This is a genomic window from Agrobacterium sp. NPDC090283, assembly GCF_044769685.1.
Classification (GTDB): domain Bacteria; phylum Pseudomonadota; class Alphaproteobacteria; order Rhizobiales; family Rhizobiaceae; genus Agrobacterium.
In genome coordinates this window covers 138,327-159,335 of the sequence record NZ_JBIVYG010000003.1, presented here as the reverse complement: position 1 = coordinate 159,335, position 21,009 = coordinate 138,327, and the positions used below count along the sequence as shown (strand labels likewise).

The 21,009-nt window shown below is 60.1% G+C and carries 23 protein-coding genes; 16 read left to right on the top strand and 7 right to left on the bottom strand.

Annotation, left to right across the window (positions count from 1 at the left end; all coding sequences use genetic code 11):
• The first annotated feature begins 80 nt into the window (after positions 1-80).
• Complete coding sequence (locus ACIQUH_RS06290) at positions 81-1,025, top strand: LysR family transcriptional regulator (protein WP_400813212.1); 945 nt, start codon at positions 81-83, stop codon at positions 1,023-1,025.
• 314 nt (positions 1,026-1,339) lie between these two features.
• Here ACIQUH_RS06290 and ACIQUH_RS06285 read toward each other — a convergent pair whose 3' ends face one another.
• Entirely contained in the window at positions 1,340-1,606 is a 267-nt protein-coding gene (locus ACIQUH_RS06285; protein WP_400813210.1) for a DUF2188 domain-containing protein, read from the bottom strand.
• A gap of 193 nt (positions 1,607-1,799) precedes the next feature.
• Here ACIQUH_RS06285 and ACIQUH_RS06280 point away from each other — a divergent pair, with 193 nt between their 5' ends.
• Positions 1,800-2,906, top strand: coding sequence for a calcium:proton antiporter (locus ACIQUH_RS06280; RefSeq protein WP_400813209.1), 1,107 nt, complete (start codon positions 1,800-1,802; stop codon positions 2,904-2,906).
• Positions 2,907-3,068: 162 nt separating this feature from the next.
• Here the strand turns inward: ACIQUH_RS06280 and ACIQUH_RS06275 are convergent, their stop codons facing one another.
• Entirely contained in the window at positions 3,069-4,271 is a 1,203-nt protein-coding gene (locus tag ACIQUH_RS06275; RefSeq protein WP_400813207.1) for a pyridoxal phosphate-dependent aminotransferase, read from the bottom strand.
• A gap of 210 nt (positions 4,272-4,481) precedes the next feature.
• Between ACIQUH_RS06275 and ACIQUH_RS06270 the strand changes: the two genes are divergently transcribed.
• From ACIQUH_RS06270 to ACIQUH_RS06255, 4 genes are all read left to right on the top strand, one after another.
• Positions 4,482-5,408 (top strand): EAL domain-containing protein, encoded by a 927-nt coding sequence (locus ACIQUH_RS06270; RefSeq protein ID WP_400813206.1) that lies wholly within the window; start codon positions 4,482-4,484, stop codon positions 5,406-5,408.
• Between the two features lie 146 nt (positions 5,409-5,554).
• Positions 5,555-5,866 carry a hypothetical protein gene (locus ACIQUH_RS06265; protein WP_400813204.1) on the top strand — a complete coding sequence of 104 codons (312 nt, stop codon included), beginning with the start codon at positions 5,555-5,557 and terminating at the stop codon, positions 5,864-5,866.
• A gap of 150 nt (positions 5,867-6,016) precedes the next feature.
• On the top strand, positions 6,017-6,919 hold the full coding sequence (locus tag ACIQUH_RS06260) for a DMT family transporter (protein WP_400813203.1): 903 nt from the start codon (positions 6,017-6,019) through the stop codon (positions 6,917-6,919).
• 444 nt (positions 6,920-7,363) lie between these two features.
• A complete protein-coding gene (locus ACIQUH_RS06255) occupies positions 7,364-7,579 on the top strand; it encodes a cold-shock protein (RefSeq protein WP_003494703.1) in 216 nt (71 codons plus the stop codon).
• A 189-nt stretch (positions 7,580-7,768) separates the two neighbouring features.
• Here ACIQUH_RS06255 and ACIQUH_RS06250 read toward each other — a convergent pair whose 3' ends face one another.
• Positions 7,769-8,413 carry an MBL fold metallo-hydrolase gene (locus tag ACIQUH_RS06250; RefSeq protein ID WP_003522863.1) on the bottom strand — a complete coding sequence of 215 codons (645 nt, stop codon included), beginning with the start codon at positions 8,411-8,413 and terminating at the stop codon, positions 7,769-7,771.
• A 231-nt stretch (positions 8,414-8,644) separates the two neighbouring features.
• On the opposite strand from ACIQUH_RS06250, the gene ACIQUH_RS06245 reads away from it, so the two are divergent.
• From ACIQUH_RS06245 to ACIQUH_RS06230, 4 genes are all read left to right on the top strand, one after another.
• Positions 8,645-9,244 (top strand): DUF1236 domain-containing protein, encoded by a 600-nt coding sequence (locus tag ACIQUH_RS06245; protein WP_400813200.1) that lies wholly within the window; start codon positions 8,645-8,647, stop codon positions 9,242-9,244.
• A 239-nt stretch (positions 9,245-9,483) separates the two neighbouring features.
• The gene (locus ACIQUH_RS06240) at positions 9,484-9,990 is read left to right on the top strand and encodes a MarR family winged helix-turn-helix transcriptional regulator (RefSeq protein WP_400813199.1); all 507 of its coding nucleotides are present in this window, start codon (positions 9,484-9,486) and stop codon (positions 9,988-9,990) included.
• Positions 9,991-9,992: 2 nt separating this feature from the next.
• The gene (locus tag ACIQUH_RS06235) at positions 9,993-10,706 is read left to right on the top strand and encodes a response regulator (RefSeq protein WP_003522866.1); all 714 of its coding nucleotides are present in this window, start codon (positions 9,993-9,995) and stop codon (positions 10,704-10,706) included.
• A 31-nt stretch (positions 10,707-10,737) separates the two neighbouring features.
• Positions 10,738-12,117, top strand: a complete 1,380-nt coding sequence (locus tag ACIQUH_RS06230; protein WP_400813198.1) for an ATP-binding protein — start codon at positions 10,738-10,740, stop codon at positions 12,115-12,117.
• 14 nt (positions 12,118-12,131) lie between these two features.
• Here the strand turns inward: ACIQUH_RS06230 and ACIQUH_RS06225 are convergent, their stop codons facing one another.
• From ACIQUH_RS06225 to ACIQUH_RS06210, 4 genes are all read right to left on the bottom strand, one after another.
• A complete protein-coding gene (locus ACIQUH_RS06225) occupies positions 12,132-12,473 on the bottom strand; it encodes a tRNA-binding protein (protein WP_400813196.1) in 342 nt (113 codons plus the stop codon).
• A 4-nt stretch (positions 12,474-12,477) separates the two neighbouring features.
• Complete coding sequence (gene proC / locus ACIQUH_RS06220; RefSeq protein WP_400813195.1) at positions 12,478-13,296, bottom strand: pyrroline-5-carboxylate reductase; 819 nt, start codon at positions 13,294-13,296, stop codon at positions 12,478-12,480.
• A 1-nt stretch (position 13,297) separates the two neighbouring features.
• Positions 13,298-13,798, bottom strand: a complete 501-nt coding sequence (locus ACIQUH_RS06215; protein WP_003522870.1) for a YbjN domain-containing protein — start codon at positions 13,796-13,798, stop codon at positions 13,298-13,300.
• A 428-nt stretch (positions 13,799-14,226) separates the two neighbouring features.
• Positions 14,227-14,490: an accessory factor UbiK family protein gene (locus ACIQUH_RS06210; RefSeq protein ID WP_003522871.1), complete on the bottom strand. Its 264-nt coding sequence runs from the start codon at positions 14,488-14,490 to the stop codon at positions 14,227-14,229.
• A 310-nt stretch (positions 14,491-14,800) separates the two neighbouring features.
• Between ACIQUH_RS06210 and lgt the strand changes: the two genes are divergently transcribed.
• From lgt to ACIQUH_RS06180, 6 genes are all read left to right on the top strand, one after another.
• Positions 14,801-15,613, top strand: coding sequence for a prolipoprotein diacylglyceryl transferase (lgt, locus tag ACIQUH_RS06205; RefSeq protein WP_400813453.1), 813 nt, complete (start codon positions 14,801-14,803; stop codon positions 15,611-15,613).
• Between the two features lie 15 nt (positions 15,614-15,628).
• Positions 15,629-16,729: a class I SAM-dependent methyltransferase gene (locus ACIQUH_RS06200; protein WP_400813194.1), complete on the top strand. Its 1,101-nt coding sequence runs from the start codon at positions 15,629-15,631 to the stop codon at positions 16,727-16,729.
• 150 nt (positions 16,730-16,879) lie between these two features.
• Entirely contained in the window at positions 16,880-17,674 is a 795-nt protein-coding gene (gene pgeF / locus ACIQUH_RS06195) for a peptidoglycan editing factor PgeF (RefSeq protein WP_400813193.1), read from the top strand.
• A 1-nt stretch (position 17,675) separates the two neighbouring features.
• Positions 17,676-18,827 carry a M24 family metallopeptidase gene (locus ACIQUH_RS06190; protein WP_400813191.1) on the top strand — a complete coding sequence of 384 codons (1,152 nt, stop codon included), beginning with the start codon at positions 17,676-17,678 and terminating at the stop codon, positions 18,825-18,827.
• An 89-nt stretch (positions 18,828-18,916) separates the two neighbouring features.
• Positions 18,917-19,666, top strand: a complete 750-nt coding sequence (locus ACIQUH_RS06185) for a hypothetical protein (protein WP_400813190.1) — start codon at positions 18,917-18,919, stop codon at positions 19,664-19,666.
• Positions 19,667-19,886: 220 nt separating this feature from the next.
• A complete protein-coding gene (locus tag ACIQUH_RS06180) occupies positions 19,887-20,819 on the top strand; it encodes a ribose-phosphate pyrophosphokinase (protein ID WP_003522877.1) in 933 nt (310 codons plus the stop codon).
• Positions 20,820-21,009 lie beyond the last annotated feature (190 nt).

Sequence of the window (21,009 nt, the reverse complement as noted above, 5' to 3'; positions counted from 1 at the left end):
CCTTATTGTGGGCTGGAGTATCGTCCCGTTCTGAGATATACGAAATTGTCGAAATGAGTGGAGCAGCTATACAAAATCTTATGACAAGAAGCCGTGACATCAGCTGGGATTTTTATCGCACCTTCCTCAGCGTGCTGAGCGACGGTTCGCTTTCCGCCGCCGCCCGCGAGCTTGGCATCACCCAGCCGACGGCGGGACGCCATATCGGCGCGCTGGAAGAGGCCGTCGGCTTTCCGCTGTTCATTCGTTCGCCGCATGGGCTGATGCCGACGGAAGCAGCGCTTGCGCTCCGCCCCTATGCGGAAAATCTGGCGGCGACAACCGCCGCCCTCATGCGCGCGGCCTCCGGCGAAGTCGGCAAGATCGAAGGCACGGTGCGCATCAGCGCATCCGATATCATCGGTGTGGAAATGCTGCCGCCGATCATCACGGCCATGCAGGAAGTTCACCCGCGGCTTGAAATAGAGCTTTCGCTTTCCGATACGCTGGAAGACCTTTTAAGGCGCGAAGCCGATATCGCCATTCGCATGACCGAACCGCTGCAGGACGCGATCGTCATGCGTTACATCGGCAATTTCCGTCTGGGATTCCATGCGACGCGCGACTATCTGGCAAGAGCCGGCGCCCCGAAGAGCATGGAAGATCTGAACCACCACCGGATGGTCGGTTTCGACCGCAAGACGCCTTTCATCCGGGCCGCCATCCAGCGGATGCGCTCGCTCGATCCGGACATACCCGATATTGAGGAAATTTCCTTCGAAATCCGCGCCGACAGCAATCTCGCCCAGCTTGCCATGATCCGCGCCAGCGCGGGCATCGGCGTCTGCCAGATCGGCCTGGCGCGCAAGGATCCCCGGCTTGTTCAGGTTCTTCCGAAAATCGACATCCCGCTCCACACCTGGGTCGCGATGCATGAAAATCTCAAGACCTCGCCACGATGTCGTGCCGTATTCAGCGCCCTCGTCGAAGGTCTCAAGGGTCACCTCAAGGAAACCGACCCGGGCGCTCCGCCGAAACGGCGCTAGAGTTTATCCATTCACAGCGGACGGGAGGTGCCGCGGCTTTACCCCCCTCTGCCCTGCCGGGCATCTCCCCCTCAAGGGGGGAGATCGGCAAGACGCCGGCCCGCCGCTTCTTTCTCAAACCTTGAGATGGGCGAGACCTTCCCTCAGATCGATCTCCTACCTTGAGGGGGAGATGCCCGGCAGGGCAGAGGGGGATAAAGCTGCACGCGCCTTCGGGGCCGCTGTGAATGGACAACCTCTTGAAAGCCAATATCCAGACCGACGGGCATCATAAGACCGCAGGATAGCTTCTCCGGAAATCCGCAGCCTGCCCGTCAAAACGGTCTGGCCGGCTGTGAGGTCTTGTCGACCACCTCGGCTTCCGGCCGGTCGCCGCCCTGGCTATATTCCTCATGCCAGTGGCCGGTCTCATCCTGATAGCTGATTTCCTCGTCATCGCCCCCAACCTGCTGTTCGGCCGCGACGATGCGCGCAGCTTCGACGGCATCGGCATAGGTAGGAAATGTTTCGGAATAAGCGCCGTTCATGCGGTAGGCGAAGCCTCCGTCATGTTCGACGATTTCATATACCACTTTGGTCATGCATGGTCCTCCTGTCTCGGTAGGCGACATGGCAACCACAACCGCGTTTCAAGCATTGCACCCGATGGGACACCGCGGCATGAGCAGCATGTCCTGCAACAACACTATCCTACCAAAAGCATTCAAGCGCAAATCCTGCTTGATCTCAGGGACGATACGTCACAGCCTAAGCCTGACTGGGGAAGGGAAATCAATGGCGGGTTCTATTCTGAAACAGGAGCGGATGCTGCTCCTGGCGATACCGGCGGCAATCCTCGCCTATCTGGCCGAACATGCAATATTCGAAGCCGGAAAAACGGCGGCGCTCATCGCCGCGGTCTTGCTCATCGGGCTCATCGTTCTCGTCTCGATGCGGGTTGCCCATCACGCCGAAATCCTCGCCGCCAAGGTCGGCGACCCTTACGGCACCATGATCCTGACGCTGTCGGCGGTCGCCGTGGAGGTGCTGATCCTCGCCATCATCATGAGCGAATCCAGTTCGCCCACGCTGGTGCGTGATACGATTTATTCCGCCGTGATGATCGACATCAACGGCATTCTCGGTCTCGCAGCACTTCTCGGCGGTCTTCGCCACGGCGAGCAGCCCTATAATGACGATTCCGGCAAGACCTATGGCGTGATGATCCTCACCGCCATGGGTATTTCGATGATCGTGCCGGAATTCATCCCCAATGAAAGCTGGCATGTCTATTCCGCCTTCACCATCGTCGCGATGATCGCGCTTTATGCGCTCTTCCTCAAAATGCAGGTCGGCCCGCACAGCTATTTCTTCAGCTACGCCCATCCCCGCAAGGCGCATCCGGCCGGCCAGGCATCGGACGGCCATGCGGAAGAGGAGGACGAAGGCAGCGTGCCACTCTCCATCGGCACCATCATCGCCGGCGTGGTGATGATCGGTGTGCTGGCGGAATTCATGTCGGCCTTCCTGAGCGAAAGCCTCGAGGGCACCAGCGCGCCGCCGGCGCTGATGGCGGTGGTGGTGGCGACGATCTCGGCATCGCCGGAAATCCTCACCGCGCTCAGGTCCGCCTTGCGCAACCGCATGCAGGCGGTGGTCAATATCGCCATGGGCGCATCGCTGTCGACGGTGATCCTGACCGTGCCTGTCATGGAAGGTATCGCGCTCTATACCGGCCAGCCCTTCATCATGGCCATGACCCCGGTTCAGACCGTCATGGTCTTCATCACCCTCATCGCCGCCGCCATCAATCTCAATGACGGCGAAACCAATGCGATCGAGGGAATGACGCATTTCATTCTCTTCGCCACCTTCATCATGCTGCTGTTTCTGGGGCTTTAAGGACATCGCCCCGGAATTCCAGGCATCTGACAAGGCGGTCAACCCTCTCCTCCGTCATCCTCGGGCTTGACCCGAGGATGACGTCGAGTGTGTGGAAAGCTGCAACGAAACAAAAAAGCCCGGCATCGCTGCCGGGCTTCTTCATTCAAGATCACAAACCGATCAGCGGCAATCCGCGCAGAAGCGCTGAATGCGCTTGCAGGCCTCTTCCAAGAGCGTTTCCGACGTGGCGTAGGAAATACGGAAGTTCGGGCCGAGGCCGAATGCCGATCCCTGCACGACGGCAACGCCTTCGGCTTCCAGAAGCTCGGAGACGAAATCCGTATCCGTCTCGATGACCTTGCCCGAAGGCGCGGTCTTGCCGATCAGGCCGGCGCAGGACGGGTAAACGTAGAATGCACCTTCCGGTGACGGGCAATTGATGCCCTTGGCCTGATTGAGCATGGAGACGACGAGGTCGCGGCGGCCTTCGAAGATTTTCTTGTTGGCCGGAATGAAATCCTGCGTGCCGTTCAGAGCTTCGACGGCTGCCCACTGTGCGATCGAGCTTGCACCCGAGGTCTGCTGACCCTGGATCATGTCCATGGCCTTGATCAGCGGCAGCGGGCCGGCGGCATAGCCGATACGCCAGCCGGTCATGGCATAGGCCTTGGAGACGCCGTTCATCGTCAGCGTGCGGTCATAGAGCGAAGGCTCGACTTCGACCGGCGTGACGAATTTGAAATCGCCATAGGTCAGGTGCTCATACATGTCGTCCGTCAGCACCCAGACATGCGGGTGCTTGACGAGCACATCGGTCAGCGCCTTCAGTTCGTCATGAGAATAGGCAGCACCCGAGGGGTTGGACGGCGAGTTGAACACGAACCACTTGGTCTTCGGCGTGATCGCCTTTTCCAGCGCTTCCGGCTTCAGCTTGAAATTGTCTTCCAGCGTGGCGTCGACGAATACAGGCGTGCCGCCGCAGATCGCCACCATTTCCGGATAGCTGACCCAGTAAGGCGCCGGAATGACGACTTCGTCGCCCGGATTCAGGGTGGCCATGAAGGCGTTGAAGAGGATCTGCTTGCCGCCCGTGCCGACAATCGTCTGCTCCGGCTTGTAGTCCAGGCCGTTTTCACGCTTGAACTTGTCGGCAATGGCCTTGCGCAGTTCCGGAATGCCCGAAACCGGCGTGTATTTCGTTTCGCCGCGCTTGATGGCGTCGATGGCCGCTTCCTTGATATTTTCGGGCGTATCGAAATCCGGCTCGCCGGCGCCAAGGCTGATCACATCGCGGCCCTTCGCTTTCAGTTCACGGGCTTTCTGGGTAACGGCGATGGTGGCGGATGGCTTTACGCGGGAGAGAATGTCGGCAAGGAAGGCCATTTTTAATCGGTCCTATTGGGGTTGACATCGGCAGAGGCTGGAAATCCTGTTTTCTGCGGCAACTGGTATGTCGAAAGACAGGCGCTCTTTCAAGGTCAAAAGCGGCATATGTGCTATAGCGAAGAATTTAAGCCTTCCTTAACCCGGAAGTAACGCTTGATACGCTATATTCGCGAGCCTAGAGGTCGTGTCTCTATAGCTGGTTGAAAAATGGCGCTCAAAAGCATCTTTTCCAGTCTTGTCCGCGAGGTCGATGGCACATGGTCCACGGCCTATCGCACCTTCAACCTGAAATCGGCCCTGCAGCCCATTTTCCGCCGCACGGCAAGCGGCATGCTCGACATCGATTCCTTCGAGGGTCTGGTGCGTCCCCATCGCAATGGCGAACCGGTGACGCCGGGTGAGTTCTTCTCGCTGGTCGCACCGGAAGACATCGAAAATATCGACAGCATCCTGCGCACGATCCACATTCTCAACACCGGCAGGCTCAACCGGTCCCGCGCCCGCATCTTCGTCAACTTCCATCCGGGCCTGTTCCAGACCCCGGCCAAGATGCGCCAGGAAGTGGAGCGCATGCGTCTCGCCGCCCACGAGGCCGGCATGACGGCGGACCGCATCGTCTGCGAAATCTCCGAGAAAAAAGCCTCCGACACGCAGATGGTAGCCGACTTCGCCTACCACATGCACGATATCGGCTTTCGCGTGGCGCTCGATGACTATGGCGCCGGCGATTCCGACATCGACCGGGTGAAGCTCATCAAGCCGGACTATGTGAAATTCGAAGCCGGCTGGGTGCGCGATTTCATGCAGAATTCGGCGGGCGCCGCCCTTCTGCGCGTCATTGTCAGCCAGTTTCGCGCCGACGGCATAGAGCCGGTCTTCGAAGGGCTGGAAGCCGCGTGGCAGGTCGACCTGTGCGAGGAACTCGGCGTCCTGCTGATGCAGGGCTACGTGCTGGCAAAACCCGAACTTGCCCCGACCAGTTTCGACACACGTTTTCCGGAACTCGGCAGCGAATATTTCGCTCCATCGAGGGCGGAGAGAGGCCCTGCGCCACCGGCATTTTTCCGGGAAGAACGCCCCGCCGATCCGCACCCTTTGCGCCAGACCCGAACCTTCGGAAAACGCGGCCTCTGAGGCCATATCCGGCCAAACGGGGGCCATATCAGGCTTTGCCACAATATTGCCGCAATAAATGCCGCGGAACGCCAGAATTCGGTCTCCAAGCCGTCCATTTCGAAGCCTCTTTTATCCTTTAAGAACAGGGACAAGAGGCGACAGCCATGTTTACCAATGATCGGACTTCCGTTGAAAGGTTAAGGGCGCAGAGAACGCTGTTTTCCCTCTGGATGGCCGTTGCGGCTTTTCTTGTCATCGTCACCATGGCCGCCGGCATCGCAACCTCGGCCAATGCCGCCACGCAGGCGGTCGATACCCTGCATACTTCCGCCATTCCGCAGGTGGCGGCAACGGCGAAAGCCGGCCCTCACCTCCTGCTCATCGTCCTTTCGGCCGCGGCCTTCATCGGCCTCGGCATTGGCGGCCTGACGCTCACCCGGCGCAGCCTGAAGGACGAGGCCCGCCGCTACAAATAAGCGGCCCTCCCCTCGACTTGCGGCATCGCCATGTTGCTGCTAAAGCACCCGGCAACAGTCATCCGCATCGCGGATCGATATTTCAAAAATCCCCTGTTTGCCACGGCCGCGACTGAATGATCTTCCGCTCCTGCCGTGCTGGTGCCAACAATGACGCGTATTCAGGCCAATATGCTGCTTCTGCTCGCCGCAGCAATCTGGGGAGGCGGCTTTGTCGCGCAATCCTCCGCCATGGCCTCCATCGGCCCGTTCTGGTTCGTCGGCCTGCGTTTCGCCATCGCCGCCATCGCCGTGCTGCCCTTCGCGCTCATGGAAACACGGTCGCTGAAATCGCCGCCGCGCCGGCGCGAAATCGGCAGCTTCATTCTGGTTGGTCTTGCCCTGTTCGGCGGCGCCACCACCCAGCAGGTCGGGCTCCTGACCACGACCGTCACCAATTCCAGCTTCCTGACCGGGCTTTACGTCATCTTCGTGCCCGTGATCGCCGTCGTGCTTTACCGCCGTCATCCCCACTGGATCGTCTGGCCATGCGCGCTGATGATGCTGGGCGGCATATTCCTGCTCTCCGGCGGCGCTTTCGAGGCGCTGACGAAGGGCGATATTCTCAGCATCATCTGCGCCTTCTTCTGGGCGATCCAGATCACGCTCGCCGGACGCTTCGTCTCCGAAAGCGGAAGACCGCTGGCGCTTTCCTGCACCCAGTTCGCCGTTTGCTCCCTTCTTAGTTGCATGATCGGTGTCGTGTTCGAACCGATCAGCATGGCCTCCATCGAGGCGTCGCTGGCGGAAATCCTCTATGTCGGCCTCGTCTCCTCCGGCCTCGCCTTCGTGCTGCAGGTCATCGGCCAGCGTTACACCACGGCGCCGCAGGCCGCGATATTCCTGTCCTCCGAGGCGCTTTTCGGCGCTTTGCTGGCCTCGATCTTCCTCAATGAAACCATTTCCCGCGCCGGCTATATCGGCTGCCTGATCATATTCGTGGCGATCCTGATCGTTGAACTGGTGCCGGAACTGACGCGCAAACGGCAAAAATCCATGGCTGGAGCGGCCTGACGCAAAAAGAACTTATTTTTCTTATTCCGTCATAAATGCGGATAGGCCATTTAAATTTTGCCGTGAAATCTCGTGGCAAACGGCAATTATTTCATCAATTGTCGCTTATGCGGAAAAAATATGCGATTGCACGATGTTATTCTACCGCAGGTTTTTTATCTGACAAAAAGCCCGTGAAAACTTTTGCTTGCCAATTTTCGATAAACGCATCACTCTACCGCGGTTCGGGCAATTTGCGAGCATGGGAAGGCCTATAATTTTGCGCACTGGGGACGCTATAAACCTCGGGCGGTGGGACGAAAAACGTTGGATGAGAACGCCATTACTTCCCGCTGCGAAGGTCCATTTTCTCAATAGTCAAAAACTGCCTGCCAACGCCCACGCGGGGCAAAACTGTAATGCTGCCTGTAGCTGAACGCGGGCAGAGCGAAAAGGACCTGATGCATGGCCGAAACTGGCACCGTAAAATTCTTCAATACAGACAAAGGCTTCGGCTTCATCAAGCCAGACAATGGTGGCGCTGATATCTTTGTTCACATCTCTGCCGTACAGGCTTCTGGCCTGTCCGGACTTTCAGAAAATCAGAAAGTGAGCTTCGACACGGAACCGGATCGTCGCGGCAAGGGGCCGAAGGCAGTCAATCTGCAGATTGCTGGCTGACCCTAAAACGGCTTTCTTTTCTAGTTGAAGCCCGGCAGGAATGCCGGGTTTTTTTGTGCGGTCCCGCAAGCCTTAGAGCATCTCCAGGAAAAGTGGAATCCGGTTTTCCGTCCGGAAATGCGCCAAAACAAAGAGTTAGAGTGTTTTCGCGTTTCGAAGAAAAGCGGAAAAACTCTAATGGGCCGACACTCAGAGCCCCTTGAGATAGGGGTTGGTGAGCCGTTCCTCACCCAGCCGTCCACCCGGGCCATGGCCGCAGATGAAACCGACATCGTCACCCAGCGGCAGGAGCTTGTCGCGAATGGACGCCATCAATTGCTCGTGGTTTCCGCCCGGCAGGTCCGTGCGTCCCACCGATCCCGAAAACAGCACATCGCCGACATGGGCGAAGTTCTGGTCGCGATTGTAATAGATGACGTGGCCGGGCGCATGGCCGGGGCAATGATAGACTTCGAAGACATGATCCCCGAATGATACCCTGTCGCCGTCCTTGAGCCATTTGTCGGGCGCAACGTTCCGAAGACCGCTAATGCCGTATTTTTCGGCCTGCGCCTCAACTCTTTCGAGCAAGGGACGGTCGTCCTCATGCGGCCCGATTACCGGCAGCGACAGCTTTTCACGCAGTTCATCCGCACCGCCGGCATGATCGAGATGTCCGTGCGTCAGCCAGATTTCCTTCAGCGTGATGCCGTTTTCAGAGACGACCTGAAGAATGACGTCCACATCCCCGCCGGGATCGACAACGACGCCCTCCTTGGTGTCCTGATCGAACAGGATGGTGCAATTCTGCTCGAATGGCGTGACCGGAATAATGCCCGCCTGCAACTTTCCCATATCCTGTGTCTCCTGTCTGAAAGCTCCTGCCTCCTATAGCCCGCGACCGGTGGCGGCACAATGGCGGCGGAAAAGACCCCGGCTTTCAGCGCCTGAACCATTCTAAAAATCACCGTGGAAACAGCGGGATAACGACAAATCTTCGGCTGGCGGCGGGAATTGCCGGCAAAAAATGTGGAACGCCCCGATGGTTGCGACGTTCTAGCTCCAGTCTTGAAAGGAGTGAGACACATGGACAAGACGCTTAAAATGCTGATCGCTGGCGGCGCCTTCGCCTTGATGGCGGGTTATGCAAACGCCGCCATGGTCGCCACGACAGCATCGGATATTTCCGTTCGCTCGGGCCCCAGTGAAGACTATCCCGAAGTGGGTCTGGCCACCCGCGGCAGCAATGCGGTTCTGGATGGCTGCATGGAAGGCAGCAGCTGGTGCCGCATCGAAGTCAACGGCCTGCGAGGCTGGGCCCATGCGGACTACCTGAATGTCATGTATGAGGGCTCGCCTGTCATTCTAGAGCAGCGCCGCTCGGAACTCAGCGTGCCTGTCGTGACATACGAAACGACCTCGAGCGTGCAGGCGGAACCCAATCCCGGCGACCCGAATCTCGGCCGCGTCGGTGAGGTCGATCCGCCGCAGTCGGTCATCACCTATATGGACGAGCACCCTGCCGATACCGTTACCTATGACGGCGACATCGCCGTGGGCAGCGTTCTGCCCGCAGATACCCGTATGGTTGAAGTCCCTGACTATCAGTATCGGTATGTCCGCGTGAATGACGTACCGGTTCTCGTAGAACCTTCGACCCGTCGTATCGTCTACGTTTACCAGTAACATCGCCGTCACAGCAAAAAATGAAGTAGAGCGCGGAGTTTCCGCGCTCTTTTCTATTTCCGGTAAAGGCCACTCAGGATTCCAGTTGCACGCGCACCCGCGCCATATTATCCACCGCAACAGAAAATGATCGCGGCATTCTCCCGAGCGGACGCATTTTCGGCTATGTTTACAGAATATTGGCGCATCGACGCCTGTCGGCCTATGATCAGACAGCCGCAGAATATGAAGGAACCGCAGTGCCACCGCAATCGCTCAAAACCGCCGCCGCCAGGCAGACACCGGCACTCCCGAAGGTTGACGACGGCAAGATCGACTTCGATACGATCGAGGCGCTGTTTTTCGCCTATCGCGATTTCGTCTCCGACCCCGATGTCATTCTGTCGAAACTGGAATATGGGCGGGCGCATCACCGGGTGGTCTATTTCGTCAGCCGGCAGCCCGGCATGACAGTGGCGGATCTGCTCGACACGTTGCAGATCACCAAGCAGAGCCTTGCCCGCGTTTTGAAACAATTGATCGACGACGGCTACATCCGCCAGATGGCAGGCCCGGAAGACCGCCGCCAGCGCAGGCTTTACCCCACGCTGACCGGCCGCGAACTGGCGCTGGCGCTGAGCGAGCCGCAATCGCGCCGTATCGACCGCGCCCTGGAAGGCCTCGGACCTGATGCCCGGGCCTGCGTGCGCAAATTCCTGGCGCAGATGCGCAGCCCGACAACGACGACGGCCGTGGAGGACGAGTGACGATGGCGACAGCACCGACAAAACGTCCACCGGCGGATGACGATGCGGCCCATCTCCTGATCGTCGACGACGACGCCCGCATTCGCGATCTCCTGCAGCGCTTTCTTGGCGACAAGGGTTATCGCATCTCCGTGGCGGCCGATGCGGCCGAAGCCCGGCGCAAAATGGTGGGCATCCGTTTCGACCTGCTCATCCTCGACGTGATGATGCCGGGCGAAAACGGGCTTTCGCTGACCCGCTCGCTGAACGAGGACAAATCCGTTCCGGTGATCCTTCTGACCGCCCGCTCGGAAGCGGATTCGCGCATCGCCGGGCTGGAAGCGGGAGCGGACGATTATCTCGCCAAACCCTTCGATCCACGCGAGCTTGTCCTGCGCATCAACAATATCCTGCGGCGCAATACCTCGCCCGATACGCCCAAGATCGAACAGATCATGTTCGGCCCCTACAGCTTCTCCATCCCCAAAAAGGAATTGCGGCGCGGCCCCGAAACGATCCGCCTGACGGATCGGGAACAGGAGATCATGCTGCTTTTTGCGCTGCGCGCCGGCGATACCATTCCGCGCCACGAACTGGTGGAAGCGGAATCGGAAGTGGGCGAAAGAACCATCGACGTGCAGATCAACCGTCTTCGCCGCAAGATCGAGGACGACCCTGCCAATCCTGTCTATCTGCAAACGGTGCGCGGCATCGGTTACCGCCTGAGCGTGGACTGACGAGCACTCAACGAAGGGCGAACGCACGGCCATGGCGAGCCTCGATTTTCTCAGCACGGTCAAAAAAAGCGGCGCGGCCAAAGCCTGGCGCATGTCGGGCAGATGGCTGCGCCACTGGCTGCCAACCGGCCTCTATACCCGGTCGCTGCTCATCATCATCCTGCCGATGATCCTGCTTCAGGCCGTGGTCGCGGCCGTCTTCATGGAACGCCACTGGCAGCTCGTGACGGAACGCCTCTCCGCCGCCGTAACACGCGATATCGCCGCGATCATCGAGCTGCTGCAGACGGACCCGGAGGAGGACGACTATCAGCGCGTCATCCGTATCGCCCGCGACAAGCTGGATCTCAGCGTCTATATCGAACCGAAGACGGACCTGCCGGCCCCGAGACCGGAGCCGCTGTTTTCGATCCTCGACCGGATCCTCGCCGATCAGCTGACACAGCAGATCGGCAGGCCGTTCTGGATCGACACCTATGGCAACGGCTCGCTGGTGGAAATCCGCATTCAGCTTGAAGACAAGACCCTGCGCGTCTTCACCCGCCGCAGTTCGGCCTATGCCTCCAACACCCATATCTTCCTTGTCTGGATGGTCGGGGCATCGCTGGTGCTGATCGCCATCTCCATTCTCTTCCTGCGCGGACAGATCAAACCCATCGAAGCGCTTGCCAAGGCGGCCGAAAACTTCGGCAAGGGCCAGAAGATCAGCGGCTATTCCCCGCGCGGCGCGGACGAGGTGCGGCGCGCCGGCCTCGCCTTCATCCTGATGCGCGAGCGCATCGAGCGGCAGATGGAGCAGCGCACCGCCATGCTGAATGGCGTCAGCCACGACCTGCGCACCATCCTCACCCGCTTCAAGCTGCAACTGGCGCTCGCGGGCGACAATCCGGACCTCGAAGGGCTCGACAAGGATGTCGACGACATGCAGTCGATGCTGGAGGCCTATCTGACCTTCGCCCGCACCGATGTCGAGGAGGATGTCGGCACGCTGGAGCTTCCGGCGCTTCTCGAAAAAATCGGCCATGATTTCGAGCTGCACGGCAAGAAATTCAGCTACGAACTCTACAACATCGAGAGGATCATCGCGCGGCCAAACGCACTGTCCCGGCTCGTCGCCAATCTGGCCGAAAATGCTCGGCGCTACGCCGGCAATCTCCACATCGATATCCGCAAGGCGCCACGCTCCATCATCATGACCTTTGACGATGACGGGCCGGGCATTCCGGAGAATTCACGCGAGGATGTGTTCAAGCCGTTTTTCCGGCTGGACGAGGCGCGCAACCTCAATGCTTCGGGCACCGGCCTTGGCCTTTCCATCGTCCGCGATATCGCCCGCAGCCACGGCGGCGATGTGACGCTCGATGAAAGCCCGATGGGTGGATTGCGGGTAATCGTCAAAATTCCGGCCTAACGGCAGACCGGCCTTCAGCACATTTTCTCGCCGTTCGGCACCGGGCGCTCGACGGCGGCAAGCACGATATCGCCATTGGCATCGGCAAAACCGAGCGTCAGCACCTCGGACCGGAAAGGGCCGATCTGGCGCGGCGGGAAATTCACCACGCCCAGAACCTGCCGGCCGACAAGGCTTTCCGGCGTATAATGCACCGTGATCTGCGCCGATGATTTCTTAACGCCGATCTCGGGCCCGAAATCGATCTTCACCTTGAAGGCCGGCTTGCGCGCTTCGGGAAAAGGCTCGGCCTCAATGATGGTGCCGACGCGGATATCGACCTTCTCAAAATCGGCATAGGAAATTTCACCGCTCATGGCATCAGCCCGCCAGCTCTTCAGCGCGCGTTTTCGCGGCAGCGACCGCCCGGTCGAACAGGGGCTGCATGCCGTCTTCGGCCATCAGCACGGACAGAGCCGCAGCCGTGGTGCCGCCCGGCGAGGTCACATTCTGGCGCAGGCGCGCCGCCTCGTCGGAAGACTGATGCAGCAGCTCGCCGGCACCGGCCACGGTTTCGCGCGCCAGACGCATGGCCACATCCGCGGGCAGACCGGCCTTGCGGCCGGCTTCGGCCATGCATTCCACCAGATAGAAGACATAGGCCGGGCCGCTTCCCGAAACCGCGGTCACCGCGTCGATATCGCTCTCGGCTTCCACCCATTCGACCGGGCCGCTGACTTTCAGCAGCCCGTCCACCACATTTTTAAGCTCCGGCGTCACCAGCTCGTTGGCATAGGCTCCCGTTACGCCACGCCCGACCATGGCCGGTGTGTTGGGCATGGCCCGCACGGCGGCAACCGCACCGAAATGCGAAACGAACGTGCCGATGGTGGTGCCCGCCGCAATCGAGACGACGACCGTATTCGGACCGAGCAGGGGTTTCAGCGAGGGCAGCACGGCTTCCATCATCTGCGGCTTCACCGCCACGAAAAGAATACCGGCCTTCACGCCCTCGGGCACGCTTTCACTGTGGGTGGCACCGGCTTCCGCAATCGTCGTCCGCATGGCGTCGGAAGGGCGCGGATCGAGGACAATGACCTGCGATCCCGGCACACCCTTTTTCAGCCAGCCTGAAAGCAGGGCACCGCCCATATTGCCGGCGCCCACCAGGACGAGCGGCCCGGAAGCCTTATACACCATCTTACGCTTCTCCGACGGTCTCGAACATGACCGCTTCGATTGCACTTTTCGCATCCAGCCCGGACCAGACGACGAACTGGAATGCCTGATAATATTGTTCGCAGGCCTCCAGAGCGCTGGAAAGCAGCACTTCCACCTGCTGGTTGTTCGGTTCGGCACCGCCGGCCAGAAGCAGGGACTGGCGGAAGATCACCACATCCTCCTGCCGCCAAAGATCGAAATGCCCCATCAGCACCTGACCATTGACCTGCGACAGCAGGCGAATGACTTCGTTGACGCGCTGGTCCGGCACCTTGATGTCGAAGGCGCAGGCCAGATGCAGTGCCTCGAATTCCTCCATCCATGAAAAGGAGACGTGATAGTCGGCCCAGTGACCGGCGACGGTCATGGCGATCTCGTCTTCGCCCGAACGCTCAAACGACCAGTCGTTCGAGGCGGCGACAATCTCGATCATGTCCACGGGATTGGACTGACGCTCAATTTCAAATTCTATCAGACTCATGCGGCACCTTCTCAGCCGGTAGGGATGTCCTGTTTTGAACGCCGGGCACAAAACGCACATACAAACCGGGATAAACATTTGAGACGATTGCCCGACACCACCAGAATTACGCATTCACCCTGTCTGGAGCTTACCAGGTCTTTTCGAATCATCATTTAAAATCAGTGTATAATGGCCGAGTCCTGCTGCCACCCCTTCCCCGCCATTTTTGCTTTTTGAACAGTGGATATCTCCTCCCCCATCACCTCAGGCGAGATACATAAGCGACTCTGCCGATTGCGTTTTTTGGAAGTGTCCACAGGCCTAAAAAATTCGTGTCGAAGACCCGTTTTTCGCAACCGGGAGTGATTTCGGGCAGAACGCGCCGAAAACAAAAAGTCCCGGAATCGCAAGCGATCCGGGACCCGTCAGAAAAAGTGCTGAAAAAATCAGTCCTTGGCGGCAGAAAGCTTCGCTTCCAGGGCCTCGATGCGGGCGCGCAGCGCGTCGTTTTCATCCCGCGCCTGAATGGCCATTTCACGCACCGCATCGAATTCCTCACGCCGGACGACATCGAGGCTGTTCAGCCAGCGATCCGCCTGAGCGTGAAAAGCGGCTTCGGCTTCCTTGCGCACACCCTGCGCCGCGCCGGCCGCATCGGTCATCAGCTTGGCGAATTCATCCAGAAAACGGTTGGTGCCTGTCGTGCTCATGGCGCTTGTCCTTCGTCGGTTCAGGGGCATCGTCTTGCCCGCTGTTGCTAGCCTTCAGGTAGGCACTCCACCGCCGGCTTGCAAGCAAAATCGAAAAATCGCAACCGCTTGCATCGACCCTGGCATCTTAAGTCGCAGCCTGAAGAATCACCTTGACCGTCGCCACCGCAATCGCCATTTTCCTTTGCGTCAGGGAGACCGGTGAGCATCATCGCCCGGCCCCTTGAGGCAATGGATCCTTCCGTTGTCCGCCCAGCAACGATGACGGAATATATACGGATTGTTAGCCGCCCCCACCCAACTCGCCATCATGCCCTTCCCGAATATCGATCCGGTGGCGTTGTCCATCGGTCCTCTGGCGATCCATTGGTACGGCATTGCCTATGTCGCGGGCATCATGCTCGGCTGGTTTTATGCCCGCCGCCTCGCCCGCACGGATCGTCTGTGGCCGAACGACACCTCGCCGATCTCGGCGCAGCATCTTGACGATTTCATCCTCTGGGCAGCCGGCGGCATCGTGCTCGGCGGGCGCATCGGCTACATCCTGTTTTACGATATGGCAGCCGTCGCCGCTAATCCCATCAGGGCGATCGAGATATGGAATGGCGGCATGTCGTTCCATGGCGGCCTGATCGGCACCACCATCGCCATGATCCTTTTCGCCCGCAAGAACGGCATCCCGGTCTGGAGCATGTTCGACGTCGTCGCCGCCGTCGCACCCATCGGCCTGTTGTTCGGGCGCATCGCCAATTTCATCAATGGCGAATTGTGGGGCCGCATCGCCGATGTGCCATGGGCAGTCGTTTTCCCGACCGGCGGTCCCTTTGCGCGGCACCCGAGCCAGCTTTATGAAGCCGGCCTTGAAGGCCTCGTGCTCGTCATCGTCCTGGCAATCGCCATTTATGCCTTCAGGGCGCTGAAGACACCCGGCGTCGTCACCGGCATCTTCGTCTGCGGTTACGCGCTGTCGCGCATCTTCGTGGAATTTTTCCGCGAGCCGGACGCCCAGATCGGTTATCTCGCCGGCAACTGGCTCACCATGGGCATGGTGCTATCCACACCCATGTTCGCTCTCGGCCTGTGGGCGGTTCTGCGGGCGCGCAGCGCGGCAAAAAGCGCCTGAGCGGTATGATTGCCCATGACGACACCGCTCGCGCAACGCATCAAATCACTTATCCGGCTCAACGGTCCGCTCAGCGTTACCGACTTCTTCTCGCTCTGCCTCGCTGATCCGGAACACGGTTACTACAGAAGCCGCGAGCCCTTCGGCCGTTCGGGCGATTTCATCACCGCGCCTGAAGTCAGCCAGCTTTTCGGCGAAATGCTCGGCGTTTTCGTGGTCCATGCCTGGCAAAGGCACGGCGCCCCCATGGAAACGCAGCTGGTGGAAATCGGCCCCGGCCGCGGCACGATGATGTCGGACATGCTGCGCGTCATCCGCCGCATCGCACCGCCGCTTTACGACACGATGCGGGTGCATATGGTCGAAACCAGCCCCCGCCTTTCCGCCATCCAGAAGGAAACGCTGGCCGCACATACGGACAGGCTGACTTGGCACGACAGTTTCGACGACGTGCCGGAAGGTTTCCTGCTGCTTGTCGCCAACGAGCTGTTCGACGCCATTCCGATCCGGCAATTCGTCAGGACACCGCAGGGTTTCCGCGAAAGGGTCGTCAGCCTTGACGCCAATGACGAACTTGTGTTCTCGACCGGGCTTGCCGGCATAGACCCGACCTTGCTGCCGCCGCAGCCGGAGCGGCAGCCGATTGGCGCCATATTCGAGATTTCGCCTGCCCGCGAAGCCGTGATGACCGCTATCTGCCAGCGCCTCTCTGCCCATGGCGGCACGGCGCTCGCCATCGACTACGGCCATCTGGTCGGCAGCTATGGCGATACTTTGCAGGCCATGCGCAACCACGCCTTCGACCCGGTGCTTGCGCATCCCGGCGAAGCCGATCTCACCAGCCATGTCGATTTCGAAAGCCTCGTCAAAACGGCCGAAGCGACCGGCGTGCATGTCAATGGCACCCTGAGACAGGGTGACTTTCTCTATGGCCTCGGCCTCAAGGAGCGCGCGGCCGCACTTGCCGCCAGGGCCACGCCCGACCAGACGCTGGAAATTGCCGAAGCGGTCAACCGCCTCGCCGGCGAAGGCGCCGGCAAGATGGGGGAACTTTTCAAGGTCATCGCCGTTTCCAGTCCCGCGCTTCATCTTTTGCCGTTTCGCGCGGTGGATTGACAGCGCAATAACCTCTGGGCCAACATCGCCGCGACACACGAAGCAGGCACACTGCATCACACACGCCGCGCAACGCCGCGACAACCGGAAACATCTCGCTAACCGTACCTCACTGGCCAACAGCGATATTCTCCAAGGAACTCCCGCACCATGCAGAACGCAACGCTGCCGCTCCCCATCCAGAGTCCCCTGCTCGCCGACTATAGCAAACAACGCATCCGCCACGGTTTCTTCACCCGGCAGGGCGGCGTCTCGGAGGGGCTTTATCAGGGCCTCAATGTCGGTCTTGGCTCGCATGACGAGCCCGAACGGGTACAGGAAAACCGCCGTCGCGTGACGCAATGGTTCGGCCTGTCGACGGAACGCCTCGCCACCGTCCATCAAATCCATTCCCCCGACGTCCTCGTCGTCGATGAAACCTATGACGGCAGCCGCCCGCAGGCCGATGCCATGGTAACGGCGACACCGGGTTTCGTGCTTGGCGTGCTGAGCGCCGATTGCGGCCCGATCCTGTTTGCCGATGCGGAAGCGGGCGTCGTGGGTGCGGCCCATGCCGGCTGGAAGGGCGCGCTCTTCGGCGTGCTCGAAAACACCATCGAGACCATGACGAAGCTCGGCGCCAGCCGCGAGCGCATCGCCGCCTCGCTCGGCCCCTCCATCAGCCAGAGCAATTATGAGGTCGGGCCGGAATATGTGGCACGCTTCACCGATATCGATCCGGCCTATGCGGATTATTTCGCCGAAACGGAAAAGCAAGGACACGCATTGTTCGACCTCAAGCAATTCACCATCGACCGGCTGACGAAAGCCGGCGTGAAGGCCGAAAATCTCGGCCTCTGCACCTATCCCGACGAACATCGCTTCTATTCTTACCGCCGCACCACCCACCGCGCCGAACCCGATTATGGCCGGCAGATTTCCGCAATCGCACTTCTGGAGGACTGACATGGCCCTGCATTTCGAGCTTACGGAATTCGATGCCCGCCGCGAGCGGCTGCTCGCGAAAATGGCTGAGGAGAAGCTGGACGCCCTTCTGCTTTTCGCGCAGGAAAGCATGTATTGGCTGACCGGCTATGACACGTTCGGCTACTGTTTCTTCCAGACGCTGGTGGTCAAGTCGGATGGCTCCATGACGCTGCTGACCCGCTCGGCGGATCTGCGCCAGGCCCGCAATACTTCCATCATCGAGAATATCCTGATCTGGGTCGACCGGCCCAATGCCGACCCGACGCTCGATCTCAAGAACCTGCTGAGCGATCTCGACCTGCTCGGCGCAAAGATCGGCGTCGAATACGACACGCACGGCATGACCGGCCGTGTCGCCCGCCTGCTGGACAACCAGCTCGCCAGTTTCTGCCAGATGAGCGACGCTTCCTATCTGGTCAGCGCGCTCAGGCTCGTCAAAAGTCCGGCCGAGATCGCCTGCGCCCGCAAGGCGGGCCAACTGGCCGATGCGGCGCTGGATGCGGCGCTGCCGCTCATCAGGCCCGGCGCGGACGAAGCCGCGATTCTCGCGGCGATGCAGGGAGCGGTTCTGGCCGGCGGCGGCGATTATCCCGCCAATGAATTCATCGTCGGTTCCGGCGCTGATGCGCTGCTGTGCCGTTACAAGGCCGGCCGCCGCAGGCTCGACGCCAAGGACCAGCTGACGCTGGAATGGGCCGGTGTCAGCGCCCATTACCATGCCGCCATGATGCGCACGGTGGTGATCGGCGAACAGGATTTTCGCCAGAAGGAGCTTTACAGCGCCTGCCTGCAAAACCTCACCGCCATCGAGGAGGTGCTACGGCCCGGCAAGACCTTCGGCGATGTCTTCGACGTCCATGCCCGCGTGATGGATGAACGCGGATTGACCCGTCATCGGCTGAACTCCTGCGGTTATTCGCTGGGCGCGCGCTTCTCCCCATCCTGGATGGAGCACCAGATGTTCCACGCCGGCAATCCGCAGGAGATCACCGCCGACATGACGCTCTTCGTGCATATGATCGTGATGGATTCCGATTCCGGCACGGCCATGACGCTCGGCCAGACCTATCTGACCACGGACGGCGCGCCGGAGCCGCTCTCACGCCACAACCTCGATCTTCTCACAGCTTAAATCGCCGCCGGGTTTGACAGAGCGGGAAAACCGCCCTTACATTGCGCCACCTTGGGCAAGAAGGAGCGGAACATGAGAGGGAAAATCGCATGAGCCGGACGGGGTTCACCCCCCTTTTTCCGGCCATCATCGTTCCAGCGCTGGTGCTGGCCCTGTCAGGCTGCAACACGACGGAAGCGCTGACACCGCAGGTGGATGTCGGCCATAACACCTCGCAATCGACACCCGTGACCCAGGGCGATCTCGACCAGATGGCCGCCGCCGCCGACCGCGCGCCAACGGGTGCTCCGGCAACCGCAACATCCGTTCCCGCCTATGCACCGCAAAACTCGTTGCAGGCGCAGGCACAGGCGCTATCCAACGGCAGCCAGTATGGCGAGCCGCTTCGCCAGAACCAGACCGCAGCCCAGCCCCCCGCTGCCGCTCAACCCGCACCTTCACAGCAGACGGCATCGCTTGCGCCCGCGGCCTCCGGTAACTCCATCCGCTTCCTGCCGATCATCGGAGCACCGGTTCAGGCGGTCACGCCGCTGTCGCGCCAGCTCGGGGCCGAAGCGCGGGCGAAGGGGCTGACCATCCGGGCCTCCAACGACAATTCCGCCGAAAATATCCTGAAGGGATATTTCTCCGCCTTCGCCGATGGCAGCAAGGTCAACGTCGTCTACGTCTGGGACATTCTGGACGCCAACGGCGTGCGGCTTCACCGCCTGCAGGGGCAGGAAACGGTGGCGGCAAGAGGCAGCGATCCATGGGCTGCGGTAACCGACAGGGTCATGCAGGATATCGCTGCAAAAACGCTCAATGATTATTCGTCATGGAAGCAATCTCAACGGGGATGAGGTGAAACGACGGGAGAAGTCACAGAGATTTCACGAAAATCATTGCGAAAGCGCGGAGTCCTCTTGCAATCGGAAGCAACAGCGCTATTAAGGCGCGCATGGCAACAAGGCGTATCCGGCAAAGGCTTTTCAGCCGGATGTTCCTCCCCTTGAACGACGCTTGGTTACGGTGGATTGAGCCCCGTGACGCAAGGCGATGGCATGGAAACAGGCGGCCGCAATGAAGGTTTTCGCAGGCAATTCGAACCGGCACCTTGCCGAAGCGATCTGCAAGTATCTTAACGTTCCTCTCGGAAATGCCACTGTAAAGCGGTTTGCTGACCAGGAAATATTCGTAGAAATCAGCGAGAACGTGCGCGGCGAAGACGTTTTCATCGTCCAGTCCACCTCCTTCCCGGCAAATGATCATCTGATGGAACTTCTCATCATGATCGACGCGATGCGCCGCTCCTCGGCCAAGCGCATTACCGCGGTGCTTCCCTATTTCGGTTACGCCCGCCAGGACCGCAAGGCCGGCCCCCGCACCCCGATTTCCGCCAAGCTTGTCGCCAATCTGATCACCGAAGCCGGCGCTGACCGCGTTCTCACCCTCGATCTCCATGCCGGCCAGATCCAGGGCTTCTTCGATATCCCCACCGACAATCTCTTCGCTGCGCCCATTCTCGCCCGCGACGTGAAGGACCATTACGACACCAACAATGTCATGGTCGTTTCGCCTGACGTCGGCGGCGTGGTCCGCGCCCGTGCACTTGCCAAGCGTCTCGACTGTCTTCTGGCCATCGTCGACAAGCGTCGTGACCGTCCGGGCGAATCCGAAGTCATGAACGTCATCGGCGATGTCTCCGGCAAGGACTGCATCCTCATCGACGATATCGTCGATTCCGGCGGCACGCTCTGCAACGCCGCTGAAGCGCTGCTGAAAAAGGGCGCCACCAGCGTCACCGCCTATATCACCCACGGCGTGCTTTCCGGCGGCGCGGTGGCCCGTGTTGCCTCCTCGAAGCTGCGCGAACTCGTCATCACCGACAGCATCCAGCCGACCACAGGTGTCCAGTCCGCGCATAATATCCGCGTGGTCAGCACCGCAGGCCTGCTCGGCGAAGCGATCAACCGCACCGCACAGGAACAGTCGGTTTCCGGCCTGTTCGACTGAGAAGCTGCGGAAACCCTCGGCAATCATTTTGGAGCCTGCCGAATTGCCGCCCGGTTTAGATTTCCGGGCAGGTGGCGGTTCGCCTTGAAATCGCTGATTCCCTCGGCATCCTCGGCCCTGTGTCGAGGATCTAGTCACGTAAAATCAATAGGTCCCAGATCCTCGGGATAAGCCCGAGGATGACGCAAGA